We start from the raw sequence: 19,595 nt of genomic DNA, 5'->3' as shown, positions 1-19,595 counted from the left end.
TGCCCGGCGAGGGCGTCAGTAGTGGCTGTTCATGGCGGTACGCACCTCGGCGAGGGTGACATCGGCCACGGCCACGGCCCGCTCGTTGCCTTCACGCAGCACCTGGCGGAGGTGGGCACGGTCCTGCGCGTACTCGGCCCGGCGGGCCCGGATCGGAGCCAGGTACTCGTTGACCGCCTCGGTCACGGTCCTCTTCAGCGCGGCCGCTCCCGCGGCGCCGATCTCGGCGGCGACCTGCTCGGGGGTCCGGCCCTGGCAGAGGGCTGCCAGGAGCAGGAGCGAGGACACCTCCGGGCGAGTGGCCGGGTCGTAGGTGATGTGCCGCTCGGAGTCCGTCTTGGCCCCCTTGAGCAGGCGGGCGGTCTCGTCGGCGTCGGCGGCCAGGGTGATGGCGTTGCCCCGGCTCTTGCTCATCTTGGTGCCGTCCGTGCCGAGCAGGAGCGGCGCGTTCGACAGCAGGGCGTCAGGCTGGGGGAACACGGCGGTGCCGGCGCCGTAGCGGTCGTTGAAGCGGCGGGCGATGGTCCGGGTCAGCTCCAGGTGGGGAAGCTGGTCCCGGCCGACCGGGACCAGGTTCGCCTTGCAGAAGAGGATGTCGGCGGCCTGGTGGGCGGGGTAGGTGAACATCAGCCCGCTGACGGAGGACTGCCGCGAGTGGGCGATCTCGTCCTTGACCGTGGGGTTGCGGCTGAGCTCGGCGGTGGAGACAAGGCTGAGGAAGGGCAGCAGCAACTGGTTGAGGGCGGGGACGGCGCTGTGCGTGAAGATCGTGCTGCGTGCCGGGTCCACGCCGATGGCGAGGTAGTCCAGTACGAGCTCCTCGACGTACCCGGTCAGGTTGCTCGCCACGTCGCGGTCGGTCAGGACCTGATAGTCCGCGATGACGACGAACATCTCCACGCCGAGGTTCTGCAGACGTACCCGGTTGTGGAGGGTGCCGAAGTAGTGGCCCAGATGCAGCTGTCCGGTGGGGCGGTCGCCGGTCAGCACCCGGAACTGCCCCGGGTCCTTGCGGATCAGCTCTTCCAGCTCCGTGCTGCGAGCCTGCGCGGCGGACACCCCGAGGGAGTCGGAGGGGAGGGTCTCGGGCTCTGCGATGGTGTTCATGAGCGTCTCCTGGTGAGTGGGTCGGTATCGCCGTCAGGACGACGCGACCCCTGCTCCAGGGAACACAGAAGGGCCGTCCGTCCGAACGGCCCTTGTCATGCGTGAGAGGCGGCCGCTCCTAGGAGGAGCGCCACCAGCTCAGGCATGACGAAAGATGCATGGGCTCATCATAACGTCAGCCGGCGTGATCTCAAGAAGATCGGCGGGCTTGCCACCTCGCCCACGCCCGGCCCTGCCTGCGGTCCGGGCGTTCCGAGCCTCACGCAACTCCCACGCGCCAGGCCGGGCGCGGGCACGGGACCCGACCGTCGCGCCTCAGAGCGGGCGCGGGCCGGCGACCCGGCCGTCTGCCCTCAGACCGGGCGCGGGCCGGCGACCCGGCCGTCTGCCCTCAGACCGGGCGCGGGCCCGGGACCGGGCCGTGGGCGGCGAGGGCGGTGCGGCAGGTCGGGAGGGCGGTCAGCGTGTCGGCCAGGCGCTGGGCGTGGTCGGCGTCCGTGGCGAGGAAGGCGCAGGTGGGGCCCGAGCCGGAGACCAGGGCGCCCAGGGCTCCGGCCTCGCGACCGGCGTCCAGGGTCTGGCTCAGATCGGGGCGCAGGGACAGCGCGGCGGCCTGGAGGTCGTTGCCGAGCCGGGCCCCCAGCGCCTCCGCGTCACCGGTACGCAGCGCCGCCAGCAGCGACTCGCTGAGCTGCGGCCACGGCACCTCCGCGCCGGACGACTCGCGCAGCCGGTCGCACTCCGCGTACACCTTGGCCGTGGACAGCCCTCCGTGCGCCACGGCGAACGCCCAGTGGAACTCACCGCCCGTCGGCGCGTCGCTCAGCCGCTCGCCCCGCCCGGTGCCGACCGCCGTTCCCCCCAGCAGCGAGAACGGCACGTCACTGCCCAGGTCGGCGGCGATCTCCATGAGATCCTCGACCGGCAGGCCCAAGCCCCAGAGCTCGTTGCACGCCACCAGCGCGCCCGCCGCGTCGGCACTGCCTCCGGCCATGCCACCCGCCACCGGAATGGACTTGTGGATGATCAGCTCGGCCCCGTACGTACGCCCGGCGTGCTTGGCCAGGGCGCGGGCGGCCTGGATGGCGAGGTTGCCGTCGTCGAGCGGCACCTGGTCGGCCCACTCGCCCGCCACCGACACGGTGATGGAGTCGGACTCCTTGGCGACGACCTCGTCGAAGACGGACACGGCATGGAAGACGTTGACCAGGTCGTGGTAGCCGTCCTCACGCAGCGGCCCCACGGACAACTGGACGTTGACCTTCGCGGGCACCCGTACGGTCACCGAACTCATGAATCTTCTGCCACTCTCATCGCCTGCCGGGAAGGACACCCGATGGTATACGGCCCGTAGCCCTGTCACGCGGTTCTCCGGGAAGTGGCCGGGGTCATCCCTTGTGAGGGTGCGGCAATGCACGGTTCTGTACTGGCCTGGTCTTTTGCCACCCGAACGGCAGCGATGCCCCGCCCCGCCCGACCCGGTTACGGGGTGGACGCCCACCGGCCGTACGGTTTGGACGCCTACTGACCGTACGCGCGGACGACCTGTCCGGCTGACCACGTGAACGCCTGCCGGTCGGTGGACGCCGGGCGGGCTGACGGGGCGGGCGCCTGCCGGTCGTACGGCGTGGACGCCGGTCCACCTGACGGGACGGACGCCTGCCGGTCGTACGGCGTGGACGCCGGTCCACCTGACGGGACGGACGCCCATGGGAGTGGTGACCCGGCACGCCGGCCAGGCCTGTGACCGTGCAATCATGTCGCTCGGATCGGTGAGGGGGCAGAGTGGACGAGACGGCCAGGGCGACGACGAACACCGCCGATGAATCCGCAGCTCCGGCCAGGGCGACCCTCGACGCGAGGGCCGTCGCCGAGGCCGGTGCGACCGTCGCGGCGAGCACCGACGTCACGGTGGTGGAAGTGCCGCAGTGGCGTGGCTCCGGGGCGCCCACGGCCGAGCGGCTGCGCGAAGGGGCACGGCTCCTGGCCGGCATGGTGCCCGCGACCCACCGCGTACGCGTCGACGTCGATGACGACGACCTGCCCGCGACGGCGGCGCGGGTGCGGTCGGCGGTGTCGGAGGCCAGTGGGTTCGTGGTCACGGCCGGAGGCGACTGCGGGGTCGAGCTGGAACCCGTGGCAGAGGCGCTGCGCCGGTACGGGGACCGGTTGGTGGTCGTCTGGTTCGACGCGCACGGAGACCTCAACACCCCGGCCACGTCACCCTCGGGCGCCTTCCACGGCATGGTCCTTCGCGCCCTGACCGGCGAGGGCCCCACGGGCCTGGTACCGGACCGCCCGCTGGACCCACGCCGCATCGTGCTCGCCGGAGCCCGGGATCTCGACCCGGGCGAGACGGCCTTCATCCGGAGCAGCGGCATCCAGCACGTCAGCGCACCGCCCCCTACCCCGGCCGGGCCGACGCCCCCGGCTCCGCCAACGACCGCAGCCTCGCCGACGATCCCGGCTCCCCCGACCACCGCAACCTCTTCGGCGGTCCCGGCTCCCCCGACCACCGCAACCTCTTCGGCGGTCCCGGCTCCCCCGACGACCGCAATCTCCCCCGCAGTCCCGGCCGACCTGACGACCGCAGCCTCGGCGACGGTCCCGGCTTCGCTGACGGCCCCGGAGGCGCTGACGGCGGCGATCGCGTCAGCAGTCCGCGACGAGGGCGATCCGGGTGAGCGCCCGGCCGTGTACATCCACATCGACCTGGACGTGCTCGACCCCGAGACCTTCGCCAGTGTCGGCTCGCCTGCCCCCGGCGGACTTCAGCCGGACCAGCTTCTCGCCATGGTCAGGGCGACAGCGGATCGCTTCGAGACGGCCGGGCTCGGCATCACGGAGTACGAACCCTCCCGGCCAGAGGACCAGGCGCTCCTCGCGCCTCTGGTCAAGGCGCTGGTGGAGGCGTGCGCACGCCCCTGAGGCAAGAAACCATGACCGAACTGCGGGCCACGGACGGGGAGCCGGCTCGTCCTGGGCTACCCGTGCAACCCTCTTTCGCTCTGCTCCCTGCGCCTGGGCCGTCCTCGGTCACCAGCACCCCGAGGTGATCGAGGACGGATGATCTCGCCCTGCTCGGCCCGGATCGCCGCCGCGACGTCGCGCGTCCCGTCACAACGGGTCGCGCATCCCGTCACAACGGCCCGCCCTCTCGGGCCAGACCTCCCCTTCAGCTGACGGGCGCGCCGAACCACTTGGGCAGGTGGCTGAGCAGATCCGTCAGATCTTCGCCGACCCACGCCACGTGGCCGTCCGGCCGCAGCAGCACGGCAGGCACGTCCAGTTCCTCGCTGACGTCGACGACGTGGTCCACCCGATCCGCCCACCCCGCCACCGAAAGCCGGCCGGTCTGGTCGAGCAGCAGCCCGCGGCCACCGTGCATCAGCTCGTAGAGGCGGCCCCGCTTCAGCCCCACGTCCCGCAGCCGCCGGCCGAGCAGTTCGTGCCCTTCGCCGAAGTCGTAGCGGACGCCGATCGCGGTGATCTTCTCGATCAGGTACCGGTTCACGTCCTCGAAGTCCATCAGTTCCGACATCAGCCGGCGCACTGCCTGGGGACCGGGCTCGACGGACGTCAACTCGACCATCGCGCGGGTGGTGTTCAGCACGTCGGCGGCCACCGGGTGACGTTCGGTGTGGTAGCTGTCCAGCAGCCCCTCCGGTGCCCAGCCGCCGACCTCGGCGGCCAGCTTCCAGCCCAGGTTGAACGCGTCCTGGACGCCGAGGTTGAGCCCCTGCCCGCCGGTCGGCGGATGGACATGCGCCGCGTCGCCGGCCAGCAGCACCCGGCCGACCCGGTAGCGCTCGGCCTGCCGGGTGGCGTCACCGAAGCGGGAGAGCCAGCGCGGTGAGTGCACGCCGAAGTCGGTGCCGGCGATCGCCCGTACCCCCTGCTTCAGCTCATCCAGGGTCGGCGGGACCGCACGGTCCTCGGCCACCCCTTGGGCGCGCGCGAGGACGCGATACACCCCGTCCCCGAGGGGTACGGCGCCGAACCCCTTGTGGGTCTTGCCGAGTTCGGCCACCAGGGCCGCCAACTCCTCCGGCGGCATCGTCACCTCCACCTCGCCCAGCACCCACTCGACCCGGGCGGGCTCACCAGGGAAGCCGACGCCGAGCAGCTTGCGCACCGTGCTGCGGCCGCCGTCGCAGCCGACGAGGTAGCGCGAGCGCAGCTCCGTGCCGTCGGCCAGCTCGACGGTCACCCCGTCCTCGTCCTGGCTCAGCCGGACCACTTCGCAGCCGCGCCGGATCTCGGCGCCGAGCTCGGTGGCATGCTCGGTCAGCAGGCGCTCGGTGATGGTCTGCGGGATGCCGAGAACGTACGGATGCGCGGTGTCGAGCCGGTCCGGCCGCGGCTTGCTGATGCCGGCGAAGAAACCACTGACCGGGTACTGCTTGCCGAGCGCGAGGAACCGCTCCAGCAGGCCGCGCTGGTCCATCACCTCGATGCTGCGGGCGTGCAGGCCGAGCGCGCGGACGACCTTGGTCGGCTCCGCCTCCTTCTCCAGCACGAGCGCGTGCACGCCGTGCAACCGCAACTCGCCGGCCAGCATCACGCCGGTCGGTCCGCCGCCGACAATGATCACGTCGAACATGAACCCCCCATTCAACAAAGTCGCATTTTCGGCCGCCTACTCCGCGCAGCCCGACTGCGCGCACCTCCGCACCTCCGCGCAGCCCGGCGACGCCCGCCTCCGTGCCCTCGCGCACCCCGACTGCGCGCGCCTTCGTGCCTTCGCGCAGCCCGGCGACGCGCGCCTCCGTGCCTTCGGGCTGCATGTCCGGAACCGCATCGCGAGTCCCACCATCGGTTCGACGTTCAGCGAGCCACGGCCGTCGACAAGAACCACGCCCGCCTACGTCGTACATCCCTGAATTTCGCAGGTGCCGGCTTCGGTGGGAGATTCTGCAGCACGACCCGGGTCTTGCCGCAAGCCCCTGGGGGCGCTATAGATTGAGAGTGGCAAGGAGTGCGGAAACTCCTTGCCTTTGTCGTCTGCAGTGGACGGACAACCACCGCACAAAGCGGCGGCGCGCCGCGTACGGCTTCGGACGCGCCACCCGAGGTCAGTCGTCGGTGTCGAGGCGGGCGTGCAGGTGCATGTCATGCCAGCCGTCGGCGTGGAGCGCCTCGCGGCGTTTCGTTCCCTCCATGGCGAAACCGGCGGCTTGCGCCACCCGGCACGACGCCATGTTGGCCGTCGAGTGGTTCAGCTCCACACGGTGGAGTCCGATCGCGACGAACGACCACGCTGTCACGGCCGACAGGGCCCGCGTGGCGATGCGACGGCCCCGCGCGGCGGGCAGCACCCAGTACGACACCTCCGCCCAACCATCCCGGAAGTCCAGCCGGCGCAGGCTGACCTGGCCGACCACCTCCGACGCGTCCACCACGGCCCATCCCGCACCGGTCTCCTGACGCCATCGCCCGGCCCAGGAACCGATCCAGTCGTCGGCCTCGTCGGCGGTCATGGACCGGCAGTGCCAGCGCTGGATGGCCGGATCGGCGTAACCGGCGAGAACGGCGGGCCGGTCCGACCGCTGCCACGGCCGCAGCAGGATGCCGTCGGCGTCGAGCATGGGCTGCGAGAGCGTCGCCATCCTGCCCGGGGGCAACGAAGGTTCGACGAGCAAGGGCACCCGCCGATTATCGCGGGAACGACGATCGCGCGCATCGACCGGCCGAAGGAGTCCGGGAACCGAAGGCCACTCCGGATCCTTGGCATGAACCCGGCCAGGAGACTCCCAGGATGGAGACACCCGATCTCGCGCGCTGGCGGCATTGGGGTGGTCAGCCGGGGCGGACGGCGCCTCGGTAGAGGGGGCGGTAGTGGCTGGACTGGAGGAAGCTGGTCCTGCGTACCACGTCTCCCGTCCTGGGGGCGTGGATCATGATGCCTTCGCCCAGGTAGAGGCCCACGTGGGTGGGGTCGCCGGCGCCGCCGCCGAAGAAGACCAGATCGCCCCTGCGCAGGTCGGCCAGGGAGACGCTACGGCCCTGGCGGAACTGCGAGCCGGTGTAGTGACCCAGCTTCACCCCCGCCTTGGACCAGGCGTAGAGGGTCAGGCCGCTGCAGTCGAAGCCCGTGGTTCCCGCGCCTCTCCCGACACCTCTGGTCGGGCCTGAGGAGGAGCCTCCGCCCCAGGAGAACGGGGTGCCGAGCTGGTTGAGGGCGGCCGCCACGGCGAGATCCCCTCGGGCCTCCTTGCTGACGGTGGGCGAGTCGTCGTCCCGCTTGCTCGCGGGGGTGGCGCCGTCCCTCTTGCTGTCTCCCCGGTGATCCGGGGCTGTGGAAGTACGGGGTTGAGGGATCGGCGTGATGACCGGCTCATCGAGAGGGGGCGGAAGGGTCAGGGAGGTGGCGGGCGAGTCTGGAGGCAGGGTCAGGGCGGGGTCGGTTGCGGCGGGGTTCGGGGGGATGGGAGGCGTGGGGGGATGGGTCTTGGGCCGCGTGGGTGGTGGGGTGGCGGTTCGTGGGTTCCGGAGGGGGCTCCAGTGGGGCCTGCCGAGGGGGTCTGTGGGTGCTGACGACCTCGGGAAGGGCTCCTGCCCGCTCTGTCCGTAGGGCTTCCACGGTGTGGTGAGTGCGGCGGCCGAGGCGTGTGAGGGGTGGCTTGAGAACGGGGTGGCGTAGGGCCAGAGAGGCCACCAGGTGGGCCTGACGAGTGTGGACAGGGGATGCGTGAGGGTGATGCCCGCGTGGGCGAGTGCGTCCGTCAGGGGCGCGCGCCGCGCGCATGCCCGGGGAGGCAGGGCGACGATGACGCGTACCTGGCCCCTTGCGGGGCTGCCGGGGCGGGCGGCGAAGAGGATCGGCTGATCGGTGCCCCCGAGGCGACCGGGTCTCCGCGACAGGCCGCCGGTGAGGCGGGCGTCGTTCAGGAGCCGGGCGTACGTCTTGGAGAGGGTGACGGTGCCGAAGCAGGGGCCAGGGGCCGTGGCGGATGCCGGGCCGGGCAGGACCGTGAGGCCGGCGAACAGGCCGCCGCCGATCGTGAGCGAGGCGCGGCAGAGCAGGGACACGGGGTGGGGGTGCATGAGGCCTCCAGTGCCGTTGCGGGATGGAGGCCCCAGGATCGTCCGGGCGGCCGTGGGGGCGGGGAGCCGAGCGGGGTTCTGTGGAAGAGCGACCGGCCGGGGGCGTGGCTGTGGAAAAGTGGCTGCGGACGCTGCGGTGCGCCTTACGGCTGGGGCTTGTGCTCGGCTATGCGGGCGAAGGCGTGGATGTCCAGTTGTTCGCCGCGCGCCGACGGGTCGACGCCGGCCTCCCTGAGTGCCGTCTCCGACGCCGCCGGGCTGCCCGCCCATGACGACAGAGCCGCCCGCAGGGTCTTGCGGCGCTGGGCGAACGCGGCGTCGATCACCGCGAAGACCTCCCGCCGCGTCGCGCTGGTGGGCGGTGGGTCACGCCGGACCAACGAGACGAGGCCCGAGTCCACGTTCGGTACCGGCCAGAAGACCGTGCGGCCCACCGGCCCGGCCCTCCGGACGTCGGCGTACCAGGCGGCCTTCACCGACGGCACCCCGTACACCTTGGAACCCGGCCCCGCCGCGAGCCGGTCGGCCACCTCCGACTGGACCATGACCAGGCCCTTGGCCAGTGACGGCAGCGCCTCCAGCAGGTGCAGCACCACCGGCACCGCCACGTTGTACGGCAGGTTGGCCACCAGCGCGGTAGGAGTGTGGCCGCCCAGGTCGGCAGGGGCGACGCGCATGGCGTCGGCCGGGATCACGGTCAGCTTGTCGCCGAGGCCGCGCTCCCCCACGGTGACGGGGAGCTGGGCGGCCAGCACGGGGTCGATCTCGACGGCCACGACGTGCCGGGCCGAGGGCAGCAGCGCCAGCGTGAGCGACCCGAGGCCCGGTCCCACTTCGATCACCACGTCTTCCGGCGACAGGTCCGCTGCCCGTACGATGCGCCGGACGGTCCCCGCGTCGATGACGAAGTTCTGTCCTAGCCTTTTCGTAGGACGAAGATCGAGCTTATCCGCCAAAATACGTATCTCTGTTGGGCCCAACAGCCTCATCATCCAACCAGTCTCCCGCATCGAAGAACGTGCGATGGCGTACGGGGGGACCACAGGGGAGGATGGCGTGGAACAGGAAGGGACATCCCTCATGGAGCCAACGGGCGCCGCGCCGCTCCGCCCGACGGATCTGCGGGAAATCGGTCCATACCGGTTACTCGGCCGCCTCGGGGAGGGCGGCATGGGCACGGTGTTCCTGGCCCGCGCTCCTACGGGGCGGTTCGTGGCGGTCAAGGTGGTGAAGGTGGAGTTCGCCAACCAGGAGGGGTTCGCGGTCCGCTTCCACGCCGAGGTGGAGAACGCGCGCAAGGTGGCGTCGTTCTGCACCGCCCAGGTCCTCGACAACGGCAACACCGGCGACGGCCGCCCGTACATGGTGACGGAGTACATCGCGGGCACCCCCCTGTCGGCGCAGATCTCCCAGTACGGCGCGCTCGACCCCGGTCCGCTGCACGGCGTCGCGCTCGGCGTCGCGGCGGCGCTGGCCGCCATCCACGTGGCGGGGCTGGTCCACCGCGACCTCAAGCCGGCGAACGTCATCCTGTCGCTGTCCGGCCCGCGCGTGATCGACTTCGGCATCGCGCGGGCGCTGGACCGGGAGACCGGGTTCACCCTCTCCGGCGAGCTGCTCGGCAGCCCGGGCTGGTGGGCTCCCGAGCAGGTACGCGGTGAGGCGATCACCCCGGCCGTGGACATCTTCGCCTGGGGCTGTCTGGTCGCCTACGCGGGCAACGGCCGTCACCCGTTCGGACGCGGTGACGTCATCACGCTGGCCTCCCGGGTGCTGCACACGACGCCGGAGCTCGGCACGCTGCCCGCCCCGCTCAACGATCTCGTACGGCAGGCGACCTCGATGGACCCCGCCCAGCGGCCCTCGGCACAGGATCTGGTGATCGCCCTGGTCGGCGGCGCGCTGCCCGCTCCCGGTGCGACCGTCAAGGCCGCCCCGGCGGTGGACCCGCCGACGCTCGTGGCGACCGAGCTGATGAGCGAGTGGCAGGCGCCGCAGAACGTGGTGGACGAGCCCGACATCACCGCGACGTTCGCCACTCCCCCTCCCGCCGACACCCTGACGAGCCGAACGGCGGTGGAAGCCCCCACCGTGCCGCCCTCGCCCTCGCCCTCGACGCCGCACGTCGAGAGGCCGCGCAAGGAGGGGATGGGCGGGCTGTCGGAGGAGGAGCTGGCGCGGCGTGAGGAGCTGGCCGCCAGGGAGGAGCTGGCCCGCTGGGAGGCCGAGGCGCAGGCTCAGGTCGAAAGCCAGGCGCGGGCCCACGCGGAGGCCGAGGCCCGGGCCAGGGCTCAGGCCGAGGCCGAGTCCCGGGCGAAGGCCCCGGCCGGGAAGGCCCCGGCCAAGGACAGGGGGAAGGGCCCGGCCGGGAAGGCCCCGGGCAAGGACAGGGGGAAGGGCCAGGAGGTCCGACAGGCCCAGGCCGGGATCGGGGCTGGGGCGGTGCCAGGGCGGGCCGCCCGGCCCGTGGAGGCGTCCGACACGACCCCGCCGCAGGATCAGCACGGGCGGCGTCCGCGTGGCACCCGGTGGCTCATCGCCGCGGCCGCCGCCGTCCTGGCCATCGCCGTCACCGCCGCCGTCCTCATCCTCACCTCCAGCCGCAACGTCGACTCCCCCACCCGGACGCGGACCGCCTCCCCCACGGCGCAACGGGAGCCGGGCGACCTCGGCCGCAGGTTCGCGCTGGGCACGGCGTTCGACGATCCGGTGCTGGTGGTCGCCACGGCGCCGACGTGCGGGCTGAAGGAGTACGAGGGCACGCGGCAGACCCAGGGGCAGCTCTGCGTGGTGCGCTGGTCGATGATCAACCCGGGCGGTGCGCCGCGGGAGATCGGCAGCCCCGCCGTGTCGATCCTGGACGACAAGGGCGGCCGGCACGACCCGGTGCCGGTCCGGCTTCCTGACGTGATCGCGCCGGGTGGCCGGCTGGACCGGGCCTACGTCTTCGACCTGCCGCTCTACCGCACGCCCGTCCGGCTCACGGCGACCCTGCTCAAGGGCGGCCGCCAGGTGGAGGTCAGGCTGTGATGATCCTGCGGGCGACGGTCGCCCTGGCGGTGGCGCTGTCCGCGACGGCCCCTCACACGACCACGCTGTCCATCCGGACACGGGCAGTCGCCTGTACGAGTCCGAGTGACTTCGACGGTGACGGCGTGGACGACGTGGCCGTGGGTGACCCGTTCGCCGATGACGACAAGGGTGCCGTTCAGGTCGTCTCCGGGCAGAAGGTCGTGCCCGTCCCGGTGCCCGGCCTGGCGCGTGGTGACGGGTTCGGCTGGTCGGTGCGGCTGGCCAAGGTCAACGCCGACTCGTGCGCGGACCTGGTCGTCGGCGCGCCGTTCACGGACGTGCGTGGCAGCGAGGACGCCGGCGCCGCCTACGTCGTGTACGGCGGTGGCGCGGCGCCGCCCAGGCAGCTCACCGCGTCCGAGCCGCAGCGTGACGCCCACTTCGGCTGGTCCGTGGCCGGCAAGGGCGACCTGGTCGCGATCGGCGCCCCGTACGAGGACGAGGCGCGGGTGACCGACACGGGCGCCGTCTACGTGACCAAGGGCGAAGGCCGGCCGCGCCGGATCAGCCAGGAGTCGCCGGAGGTCCCGGGCAACGGCGAGGTGGGCGACCAGTTCGGCTGGTCGCTGGCCTTCGGGGCGGGCGACCAGCTGATCGTCGGCGTGCCGTACGAGAACGACGACGGCGCGGGCCGGCAGGTCGGCTCAGGCAAGATCGACTCGGGCTCGGTCGTGGCCATCGCCGACCCGCTCGCGCCCGGCCTGTCGGGCGCGAAGATCGACTCGCCCTCTGACGCCGACGGCGACAGGTACGGCTACGCGGTGGCGTACGCCGAGGGCGTGGGCCTCGCGGTGGGCGCGCCCGGAGCCGGCTACGTGCAGCTCCTCAACCCCGAGCTCACCCCCTTCAGGACCGTACGGCAGGACGGCAAGCAGGCGTTCGGCTTCGCCCTGGCCGCCTCCGCCGACGGTCGGCTGGCCATCGGCGCCCCGTACGGCGGCGGCGTCCGCGTGATGCCGTTCAGGAACCCGGGAGACGATCGCATGCTGCCCGGCACGGGCGACGATCTGACGGGCTACGCCGTGGCCTTCGCCGGCAACAAGCTGTTCGTGGGCCGCCCGGACGCCGCGCCGTACGGGAAGGTCGCGGTGACCGGCCGCAACGCCGAGGACCCGCAGGAGGTGCGGCCCCTCAAGGGGGCCGACTTCGGGATGTCGCTCGGGAGCTAGGCCGGAGCCAGGCCAGAGCCGGATCCGAGCCAGGTCACCATGCGCCGAAGACGGCGACGCCGTTGGCGCTGATGGCCTCGCACAGCGAGCCCGGGTCGACGCCCCTGACCTCCGCCAGGCAGCGCAGCGTCAGCGGGATCAGGTAGGGCGCGTTGGGCTTGCCGCGGTGCGGCACCGGCGGCAGGTAGGGCGCGTCGGTCTCGACGAGCATCAGCTCGACCGGCGCCACCCGGGCCGCCTCGCGCAGGTAGCCGGCGTTCTTGTACGTGACGGGCCCGGAGAACGACATGTGGTAGCCCGCCGCCGCGCACTCCGCGGCCATCTCGGCGTCGCCCGAGAAGCTGTGGAACACCACGACCGGCGGCGCCCCCTCCTCGGCCAGCACCTTCAGCACGTCGCCGTGCGCCTCGCGGTCATGGATGACCAGCGCCTTGCCGGTGCGCTTGGCGATCTCGATGTGCGCCCGGAAGGAGGCGTGCTGGTCGTCGCGGCTCGCCCAGTCCCGGAAGTAGTCGAGCCCGGTCTCGCCGACCGCGCGCACCTCCGGCCGCCCGGCCAGCGCCTCGATCTCGGCCAGCGCCTCGGGGGTGGCGGCGTGCGCCTCGTTGGGGTGGATCGCCACCCCGGCGTGGACGTCGGCGTGGGCGGCCGCCACCTCGGCGTTCCACCGGGAGGACGGCAGGTCGTAGCCGATCGTGACGAGCCGGGTCACCCCGACGGCGCGGGCGTCGTCGAGGATGCCGCTCACGGTGGCCGACGCGGCCTGCGCCGCCTGGGCGACCGGGTCGCCCGAGGACGCCTGCCGGTCGCCCACCATGATGTCGAGGTGACAGTGACTGTCGAACACCGGAGCGGGCAGCGGCTCCGGTGCGGCGGGCGGCGTGCTCACCGTCACTGGCCCAGCCGGGCCAGCTCCTCGTCGACCACCTTCGGGTCGAGCTTCTTGAACAGCGGCACCGGCGGCGCCAGCGGGACGCCCGGCTTGATCGGCTGGTGCTCCCAGCGGGCCGCGCCGTCGTAGTCGCCGGTGATCACCGGGTACGGGGCGCCGCCGTCCTCGTCGACCTCACGGATCTCCGGCATGCCGGACCACACGCCCTCGCCGCCGAGCATGGCGTGGACCTTGTTGGACGAGCCGGGCAGGAACGGCGTCAGCATGGTCTTGGCGTCGTCGACGACCTGGAGGGCGACGTGCAGGATCGACTTCTGCCGGTCCGGGTCGTCCTTGAGCTTCCACGGCTCCTGCTCGGCGAGGTAGCGGTTGGCGTCGCGGACCACGTCGAGGGCCTCGGTGATGGCGTTCTTGAACCGGGAGCGGTTGAGCTCGGCGCCCACGGGGCCGAACGCCTCGCGCGAGCGCTGCAGCAGCCGCCGGTCGGCGTCGGTGAGGTCGCCGGCCTCGGGCACCTGGCCGAAGTTCTTGGCGGCCATCGAGATCGACCGGTTGACGAGGTTGCCCCAGGCGGCGACCAGCTCGCCGTTGTTGCGGTTGACGAACTCCTGCCAGGTGAAGTCGGTGTCCTGGCTCTCCGGGCCCGCCACGGCGATGTAGTAGCGCAGGGCGTCGGCGTCGTAGCGCTCCAGGAAGTCGCGCACGTAGATGACGACCTGGCGCGAGGAGGAGAACTTGCGCCCCTCCATGGTCAGGAACTCGCTGGACACCACTTCGGACGGCACGTCGAGCGTGCCCAGCGACCCGGGCTTGCCGTCGCGGGCGCCCTGGCCGTTGTAGCCGAACAGCATCGCCGGCCAGATCTCGGCGTGGAAGACGATGTTGTCCTTGCCCATGAAGTAGTAGCCGCGGGCGTCGGGGTTCTGCCACCACTGGCGCCACGCCTCGGGGTCGCCGGAGCGCCTGGCCCACTCGATCGAGGCGGACAGGTAGCCGACGACCGCGTCGAACCACACGTACAGCCGCTTGTTGGGCTGGTCGCGCCAGCCGTCGAGCGGGATGGGCACGCCCCAGTCGAGGTCGCGGCTGATCGCCCGCGGCTGGAGGTCGCCGAGCAGGTTGAGGGCGAACTTCAGCACGTTGGGCCGCCACTCGCCCTGCTTGGCCTGCAGGTAGGAGCCGAGCACCTCGGCGAAGGCGGGCAGGTCGAGCATGAAGTGCTCGGTCTCGGTGAAGACCGGGGTCTCGCCGTTGATGCGGCTCTTGGGGTTGATGAGCTGGATCGGGTCGAGCTGGTTGCCGCAGTTGTCGCACTGGTCGCCGCGCGCGCCGTCGTAGCCGCAGATGGGGCAGGTGCCCTCGATGTAGCGGTCGGGCAGGGTGCGCCCGGTGGTCGGCGAGATCGCCCCCATCGTGGTCTTGGGGAAGATGTAGCCGTTGTCGTACAGGCCCTTGAAGATCTCCTGCGCGATCGCGTAGTGGTTGCGGGTGGAGGTGCGCGTGAACAGGTCGTAGGACAGGCCCAGCCCGGTGAGGTCCTCGGCGATGACGCGGTTGTAGCGGTCGGCGAGCTCCTTGGCGCTCACGCCCTCCTTGTCGGCCTGGACCTGGATGGGCGTGCCGTGCTCGTCGGTGCCGGAGACCATCAGCACCTTGTTGCCCGCCATCCGCTGGTAGCGGCTGAAGACGTCGGACGGCACGCCGAATCCGGAGACGTGCCCGATGTGGCGAGGGCCGTTAGCGTACGGCCACGCGACGGCGGTCAAGATGTGCTGGGACATGGTTCCAAGACTACGGGTCGGGGGCGGGCGGCTCGAACCGATTCCCGCCCCTCGGGTCAGCGGGTGGTGGTGTCCTCGCGCGGCGCCGCCTCGGCCGGCTTGTCCGCGGCCTGCTCGACGGTCTTCTCCACGGCCTTCCCGGCCTTCTCGGCCTGCTCGCGGGACACGGCCTCGGCGGCCTCCTCGGCGGCCTTGGCGGCCACGTCGACGGGGGTCTCGCGGGTGCGGCGGATGCCGAGGATGCTGACGAACAGCGCGGCGAAGATGGTCTGGAAGCTCATGATGAGCGCCGTCGCCGAGGGCACGACGATGCGCAGCGACTCGCGCGGGTCGAGCTCGCCGAAGCTGCGGACCTGCCAGTGCACCAGCGACATCACCAGGCCGACGAGGCCGGCCAGGGCGAGCGCGCCGCCGACGACCAGGCCCTTCTCCAGGCTGACGATGTCGATGAGCTTGCGGATGCGGGGCGACTCCGGCAGGAATCCCTCCTCGGCCGCGTAGACCTTGGTGAACACGGCGAACAGGACCGCCTGGAACCCGATCACCACCGCCGCCGACGCGCCGACCAGGGTGTCGATGTCGAAGGCCAGCTCGCCGATCTCCACCGGGCCGAAGGTCAGCGCGGTGCCGGCGACCAGGCCGATCGCCATCATGACGAGGCCGGGGTAGAAGAACAGCCACTTGGGGCTGTAGAGCAGCAGGAACCGCAGGTGACGCCAGCCGTCGCGCCAGGAGCGCAGGTGCGGCGGGCGGGAGCGGCCGTCGGGCGACAGCGTGGTGGGCACCTCGCGCACGTCCAGGCCGGACAGCGTGGAGCGGACCACCATCTCGGAGGCGAACTCCATGCCGCCGGTCTGGAGCTGCAGGCGCAGGATCGAGTCGCGCCGGAAGCCGCGCAGGCCGCAGTGGAAGTCGCCGATGGCCGAGGGGAAGAACAGCCGGCCGACGAACGACAGCACCGGGTTGCCCAGGTAGCGGTGGAGCGGGGGCATGGCGCCGGGCGAGATGCCGCCCTTGAACCGGTTGCCCATCACCAGGTCGGCTCCGTCGCGGAGCTGCTCCACGAACGGCAGCAACGCGGTGAAGTCATAGGAGTCGTCTGCGTCGCCCATGATGACGTACTTGCCGCGGGCGGCCCGGATGCCGCCCATGAGGGCGTTGCCGTAGCCCTTCTCGTCGACGTGGACCACGCGGGCGCCGGCGTCTCGGGCGAGTTGCTGGGAGCCGTCCGTGCTGCCGTTGTCGGCGATCAGCACCTCGCCCTCGATGCCGTGCTCCTCCATGCACGCCAAAGCCTTGCGCACACAGACTTCCACGGTCTCGGCCTCGTTGAGGCAGGGCATGACCACCGTCAGTTCCACGTCTCAACCCTTCAGTTAGGACACTTCAGGCACACCATCATGCCCTCTGCCCAGACTTGGTCGGGGCAAGTCCTAGAAACGGCTGGCATTCTTTACAGCATGGTGAGCGTCGCGGAGATTACCCCTGTGGACCACTCCGCCCCTGGCCGGACGGCGCGCGCGCTGGGCCTTCTGCGCCGTCATCGGGTGTTCGCCGTGGCCTTCGCCCTGGGCGGAGTGCTGCGGATCGTCACCATGCTGGGATACGGCCCGGCGATGTGGTTCAACGACTCGTACGAGTACGTCTCGGTGGCGCTGCATCCGCGACCGCACCCGATCAGGCCCGACGGCTACGGGTTCTGGCTGCTCGCGCTCAAGCCGTTCCACAGCTTCACGCTGGTCGTGCTCACGCAGCACCTGATGGGGCTGGCCACGGCGGTGCTGATCTACGCGCTGCTGCGGTGCAGGTTCGCGCTGCCGAAGTGGGGAGCGGCGCTCGCGGCGGCGCCGGTGCTCTTCGACGCCTACCAGATCCAGCTCGAACAGCTCATCATGTCCGACTCGATGTTCATCCTGCTGGTCGTGGGCGTGGTCACGCTGGTCCTGTGGCACCGGCGGATGTCGTGGCAGGTCGGGGCGCTGGTCGGCCTGCTGCTCGCGCTGACCTGGCTGACCCGCTCGATCGGGCTGCCCATCCTCGCGCTCGTGGTGGCGTACCTGGTGGTCAAGCGCACGAGCTGGAAGGCGATCGTGGCGGTCGTGCTGACCTGCGCGGTGCCGATCCTCAGCTACATGGGCTGGTTCTCCGCCAGCATGGGCAAGTTCGCCATGACCAACAGCGACGGGCTCATCCTCTACATGCGCACGGCGATCTTCGCCGACTGCTCGAAGATGCACATCGACAAGTACAAGGAGCTCGAACTCCTCCTGCTGTGCATCAACGACCCGGTCGACCAGCGCAAGGACTACGCCCAGTGGTACCTGTGGGGCCAGGGCGGCGGCGGCACGGGCACCGGTGAGGTGCTGCACCGGTGGGGCGCCGGCAAGAAGTTCACCGAGATCACCAACGAGGCGGCCAGCGCGTTCGCCACGCGGGCGATCCTGTCGCAGCCTGGCGACTACCTGAAGGTGGTGACGCGTGACTTCTTCCGCGCCTTCCACTGGGGCCGGCCGCGCTTCCCGGACGAGCAGACGTACAACATGTACGAGTTCCGCCCGTACTACGACCTCGACACCAGCGGCCGGCCGAAGCGGCTGCCCAACTGGCCGTCCTACCAGGGCCGCACCGACACCGACGCGTTCTCCTACGAGCAGGGCCCGCCGGAGACGCGCATCGTCTCGCCGTGGGCCGACATCATGAGCGGCTACCAGAAGGTGTTCTACCTGCGGGGCATCCTGCTGGGCGGCATCATGCTGGTCGGCCTGTACGGCGTGGCGGTGCGCTGGCGCAGGTTCGGGGGGCCGGTGGCGCTGCCGTGGCTGGGGGCCTTCGGGCTGCTGCTGGCGCCGGCGGCGACGGCGGAGTTCGACTACCGCTACGTGCTGCCCGCGGTGCCGCTGGCGTGCGTCGCGGCGGCCATCACGCTGCGCCGCGGCATCACTTGGGGGCGACCTCGACCCACGAGCGCGTCAGCATCCGAGCCCACCACTGTGCCTGCGTGAGCAGCTCGCCGGTCAGCACGGGCGACAACCACCAGAAGTCGATCAGCACGACGAGCGCGAGCGCGCCCACGGCGGCGGCGCCGACGGCCCGCCGCGCGGGCCTGGCGTCCTCCCGGCCGAGCACCAGTCCGGCGACCAGCGTGAGCCCCAGCACCATGAACGGCACGACGGGGATCATGTAGAACAGGTACATCGTGCGGTTGTCGGCGATCGCGTAGTAGAACCAGGGCAGCCAGCCGGCGGCCACCGCGAGCAGCACCGCCCCGGCCCGCCAGTCGCGGGCCGCGGAGTACCGCACGACGAGCCACAGCAGGGCCAGCCAGGCGGCGAACCAGAGGGCGGGCGTGCCGGCGCCGATCACGGCCTCGGAGCACGCGGAGGCGCCGCAGCCGGCCCTGCCGCCCACGTAGTGGAAGGTGACGGGCCTGAACAGCACCGGCCACGTCCACGGCTCCGACATGTACTCGTGGTAGGCGTCGAGCTCGGTGTGGAAGCCGAGGACCTGCATCTGGTACTTCAGCCACGACCGCACCGAGTCGACGACGAAGAACAGCGGCCCGGAGGAGGTCGCCCGCTCCCAGTCGCGCCCGTACCCGCCCTCGTGGGCGAACCAGCTCCCCCACGAGGCGAGGAAGGTCAGCGCGGGCGCGAGCCCCAGCGCCGCGCTCGCGGCCGGCAGGTCCAGCGAGAAGGCCCCCTTGTACGGCTCGCGAAGCCCGGCGGCGCGCCTGGCGCCCATGTCCCACGCGAAGCTCATCAGGGCGAACGCGACCAGGAAGAAGATCCCGGACCACTTCACCGCGCAGGCGGCGCCCAGGCACACCCCCGCGGCGACCCGCCACGGCCGTAACCCGAGCCGGGGGCCGTACGAGGTCAGCGGCGAGGTCTCGTACCGGGCGGCGAGCCGGCCGCGCGCCCAGTCGCGGTCGGCGACCAGGCAGGCGAACCCGGCCAGCACCCAGAACATGAGGAAGATGTCGAGCAGCGCCGTGCGGGAGAGCACGAGGTGCAGGCCGTCGAGGGCCAGCAGCAGACCGGCCAGGCAGCCGAGCAGGGCGGAGCGGGTCATCCGCCGCGCCACCCGGGCCAGCACCAGGATCGACAGCGTGCCGACGACCGCGGCGGCGAAGCGCCAGCCGAACGGCGTCATCCCGAACATCCACTCGCCGGCGCCGATCATCCACTTGCCGAGCGGCGGGTGGGCGACGAACGCGGCGCAGTCGGCGGGGTTCGGGCAGTGCTGCCAGATGTCCAGGTCGCCGGTCATGATGCGCCGGTCGGCGATGGGGTTCTTGGCGTCGCCCAGGGTGGTGCGCTCGACGCCGAACGTGAGCAGGGAGTAGGCGTCCTTGATGTAGTAGGTCTCGTCGAAGACGATCGAGCGGGGCTCGCCCAGGCGGACGAAGCGCAGGATCCCGCCGAAGACGGCGACGAGGACGGGACCGAGCCAGCCCCACAGGGTGGCTCCCTGCATCGGCGGCACGAGCCTGCGCGGTGAGCTCCCCCAGTCCTTCACGGACTGCAC

At 71.7% G+C, this 19,595-nt stretch carries 14 protein-coding genes; 4 read left to right on the top strand and 10 right to left on the bottom strand.

What is annotated here, in order from left to right; translation table 11 throughout:
* Positions 1–15 precede the first annotated feature (15 nt).
* The gene (trpS, locus tag MTP10_RS14335) at positions 16–1,107 is read right to left on the bottom strand and encodes a tryptophan--tRNA ligase (RefSeq protein ID WP_310709644.1); all 1,092 of its coding nucleotides are present in this window, start codon (positions 1,105–1,107) and stop codon (positions 16–18) included.
* 391 nt (positions 1,108–1,498) lie between these two features.
* Positions 1,499–2,401, bottom strand: coding sequence for a 4-(cytidine 5'-diphospho)-2-C-methyl-D-erythritol kinase (locus tag MTP10_RS14330; protein WP_310709643.1), 903 nt, complete (start codon positions 2,399–2,401; stop codon positions 1,499–1,501).
* Between the two features lie 491 nt (positions 2,402–2,892).
* On the opposite strand from MTP10_RS14330, the gene MTP10_RS14325 reads away from it, so the two are divergent.
* Positions 2,893–4,035, top strand: coding sequence for an arginase family protein (locus MTP10_RS14325; protein ID WP_310709642.1), 1,143 nt, complete (start codon positions 2,893–2,895; stop codon positions 4,033–4,035).
* Between the two features lie 247 nt (positions 4,036–4,282).
* On the opposite strand, the gene rox is transcribed toward MTP10_RS14325, so the two are convergent.
* The 4 genes from rox to rsmA all read right to left on the bottom strand — a co-directional run bounded on the left by rox (position 4,283) and on the right by rsmA (position 9,164).
* Positions 4,283–5,710, bottom strand: a complete 1,428-nt coding sequence (rox, locus tag MTP10_RS14320; RefSeq protein WP_310709641.1) for a rifampin monooxygenase — start codon at positions 5,708–5,710, stop codon at positions 4,283–4,285.
* 472 nt (positions 5,711–6,182) lie between these two features.
* Positions 6,183–6,755, bottom strand: coding sequence for a GNAT family N-acetyltransferase (locus MTP10_RS14315; protein ID WP_310709640.1), 573 nt, complete (start codon positions 6,753–6,755; stop codon positions 6,183–6,185).
* Positions 6,756–6,906: 151 nt separating this feature from the next.
* Entirely contained in the window at positions 6,907–8,154 is a 1,248-nt protein-coding gene (locus MTP10_RS14310; protein ID WP_310709639.1) for an NlpC/P60 family protein, read from the bottom strand.
* 143 nt (positions 8,155–8,297) lie between these two features.
* Positions 8,298–9,164 (bottom strand): 16S rRNA (adenine(1518)-N(6)/adenine(1519)-N(6))-dimethyltransferase RsmA, encoded by an 867-nt coding sequence (rsmA, locus tag MTP10_RS14305; RefSeq protein ID WP_310709638.1) that lies wholly within the window; start codon positions 9,162–9,164, stop codon positions 8,298–8,300.
* Between the two features lie 70 nt (positions 9,165–9,234).
* On the opposite strand from rsmA, the gene MTP10_RS14300 reads away from it, so the two are divergent.
* The gene (locus MTP10_RS14300) at positions 9,235–11,184 is read left to right on the top strand and encodes a serine/threonine-protein kinase (RefSeq protein WP_310709637.1); all 1,950 of its coding nucleotides are present in this window, start codon (positions 9,235–9,237) and stop codon (positions 11,182–11,184) included.
* Complete coding sequence (locus MTP10_RS14295; RefSeq protein ID WP_310709766.1) at positions 11,184–12,395, top strand: hypothetical protein; 1,212 nt, start codon at positions 11,184–11,186, stop codon at positions 12,393–12,395. Before MTP10_RS14300 ends, MTP10_RS14295 begins: the two co-directional genes overlap by 1 nt.
* Positions 12,396–12,429: 34 nt before the next feature.
* On the opposite strand, the gene MTP10_RS14290 is transcribed toward MTP10_RS14295, so the two are convergent.
* From MTP10_RS14290 to MTP10_RS14280, 3 genes are read right to left on the bottom strand one after another with little or no spacing between them, the layout of a single operon-like run.
* Complete coding sequence (locus tag MTP10_RS14290; RefSeq protein ID WP_397202504.1) at positions 12,430–13,284, bottom strand: TatD family hydrolase; 855 nt, start codon at positions 13,282–13,284, stop codon at positions 12,430–12,432.
* 2 nt (positions 13,285–13,286) lie between these two features.
* Positions 13,287–15,068, bottom strand: a complete 1,782-nt coding sequence (gene metG, locus MTP10_RS14285; RefSeq protein ID WP_310709635.1) for a methionine--tRNA ligase — start codon at positions 15,066–15,068, stop codon at positions 13,287–13,289.
* Between the two features lie 56 nt (positions 15,069–15,124).
* Positions 15,125–16,429, bottom strand: a complete 1,305-nt coding sequence (locus tag MTP10_RS14280; RefSeq protein WP_310709634.1) for a glycosyltransferase family 2 protein — start codon at positions 16,427–16,429, stop codon at positions 15,125–15,127.
* A gap of 99 nt (positions 16,430–16,528) precedes the next feature.
* Here MTP10_RS14280 and MTP10_RS14275 point away from each other — a divergent pair, with 99 nt between their 5' ends.
* Positions 16,529–18,070 (top strand): hypothetical protein, encoded by a 1,542-nt coding sequence (locus tag MTP10_RS14275; RefSeq protein ID WP_310709633.1) that lies wholly within the window; start codon positions 16,529–16,531, stop codon positions 18,068–18,070.
* On the opposite strand, the gene MTP10_RS14270 is transcribed toward MTP10_RS14275, so the two are convergent.
* Positions 18,006–19,586 carry a phospholipid carrier-dependent glycosyltransferase gene (locus tag MTP10_RS14270; protein ID WP_310709632.1) on the bottom strand — a complete coding sequence of 527 codons (1,581 nt, stop codon included), beginning with the start codon at positions 19,584–19,586 and terminating at the stop codon, positions 18,006–18,008. The genes MTP10_RS14275 and MTP10_RS14270 overlap by 65 nt on opposite strands.
* Positions 19,587–19,595 lie beyond the last annotated feature (9 nt).

The organism is Nonomuraea sp. 3-1Str, assembly GCF_031570565.1.
In the GTDB taxonomy this organism is placed as follows: Bacteria; Actinomycetota; Actinomycetes; order Streptosporangiales; family Streptosporangiaceae; genus Nonomuraea.
Note: the sequence above shows the minus strand (reverse complement) of the source record. Positions and strands in the feature narration are given on the sequence as shown.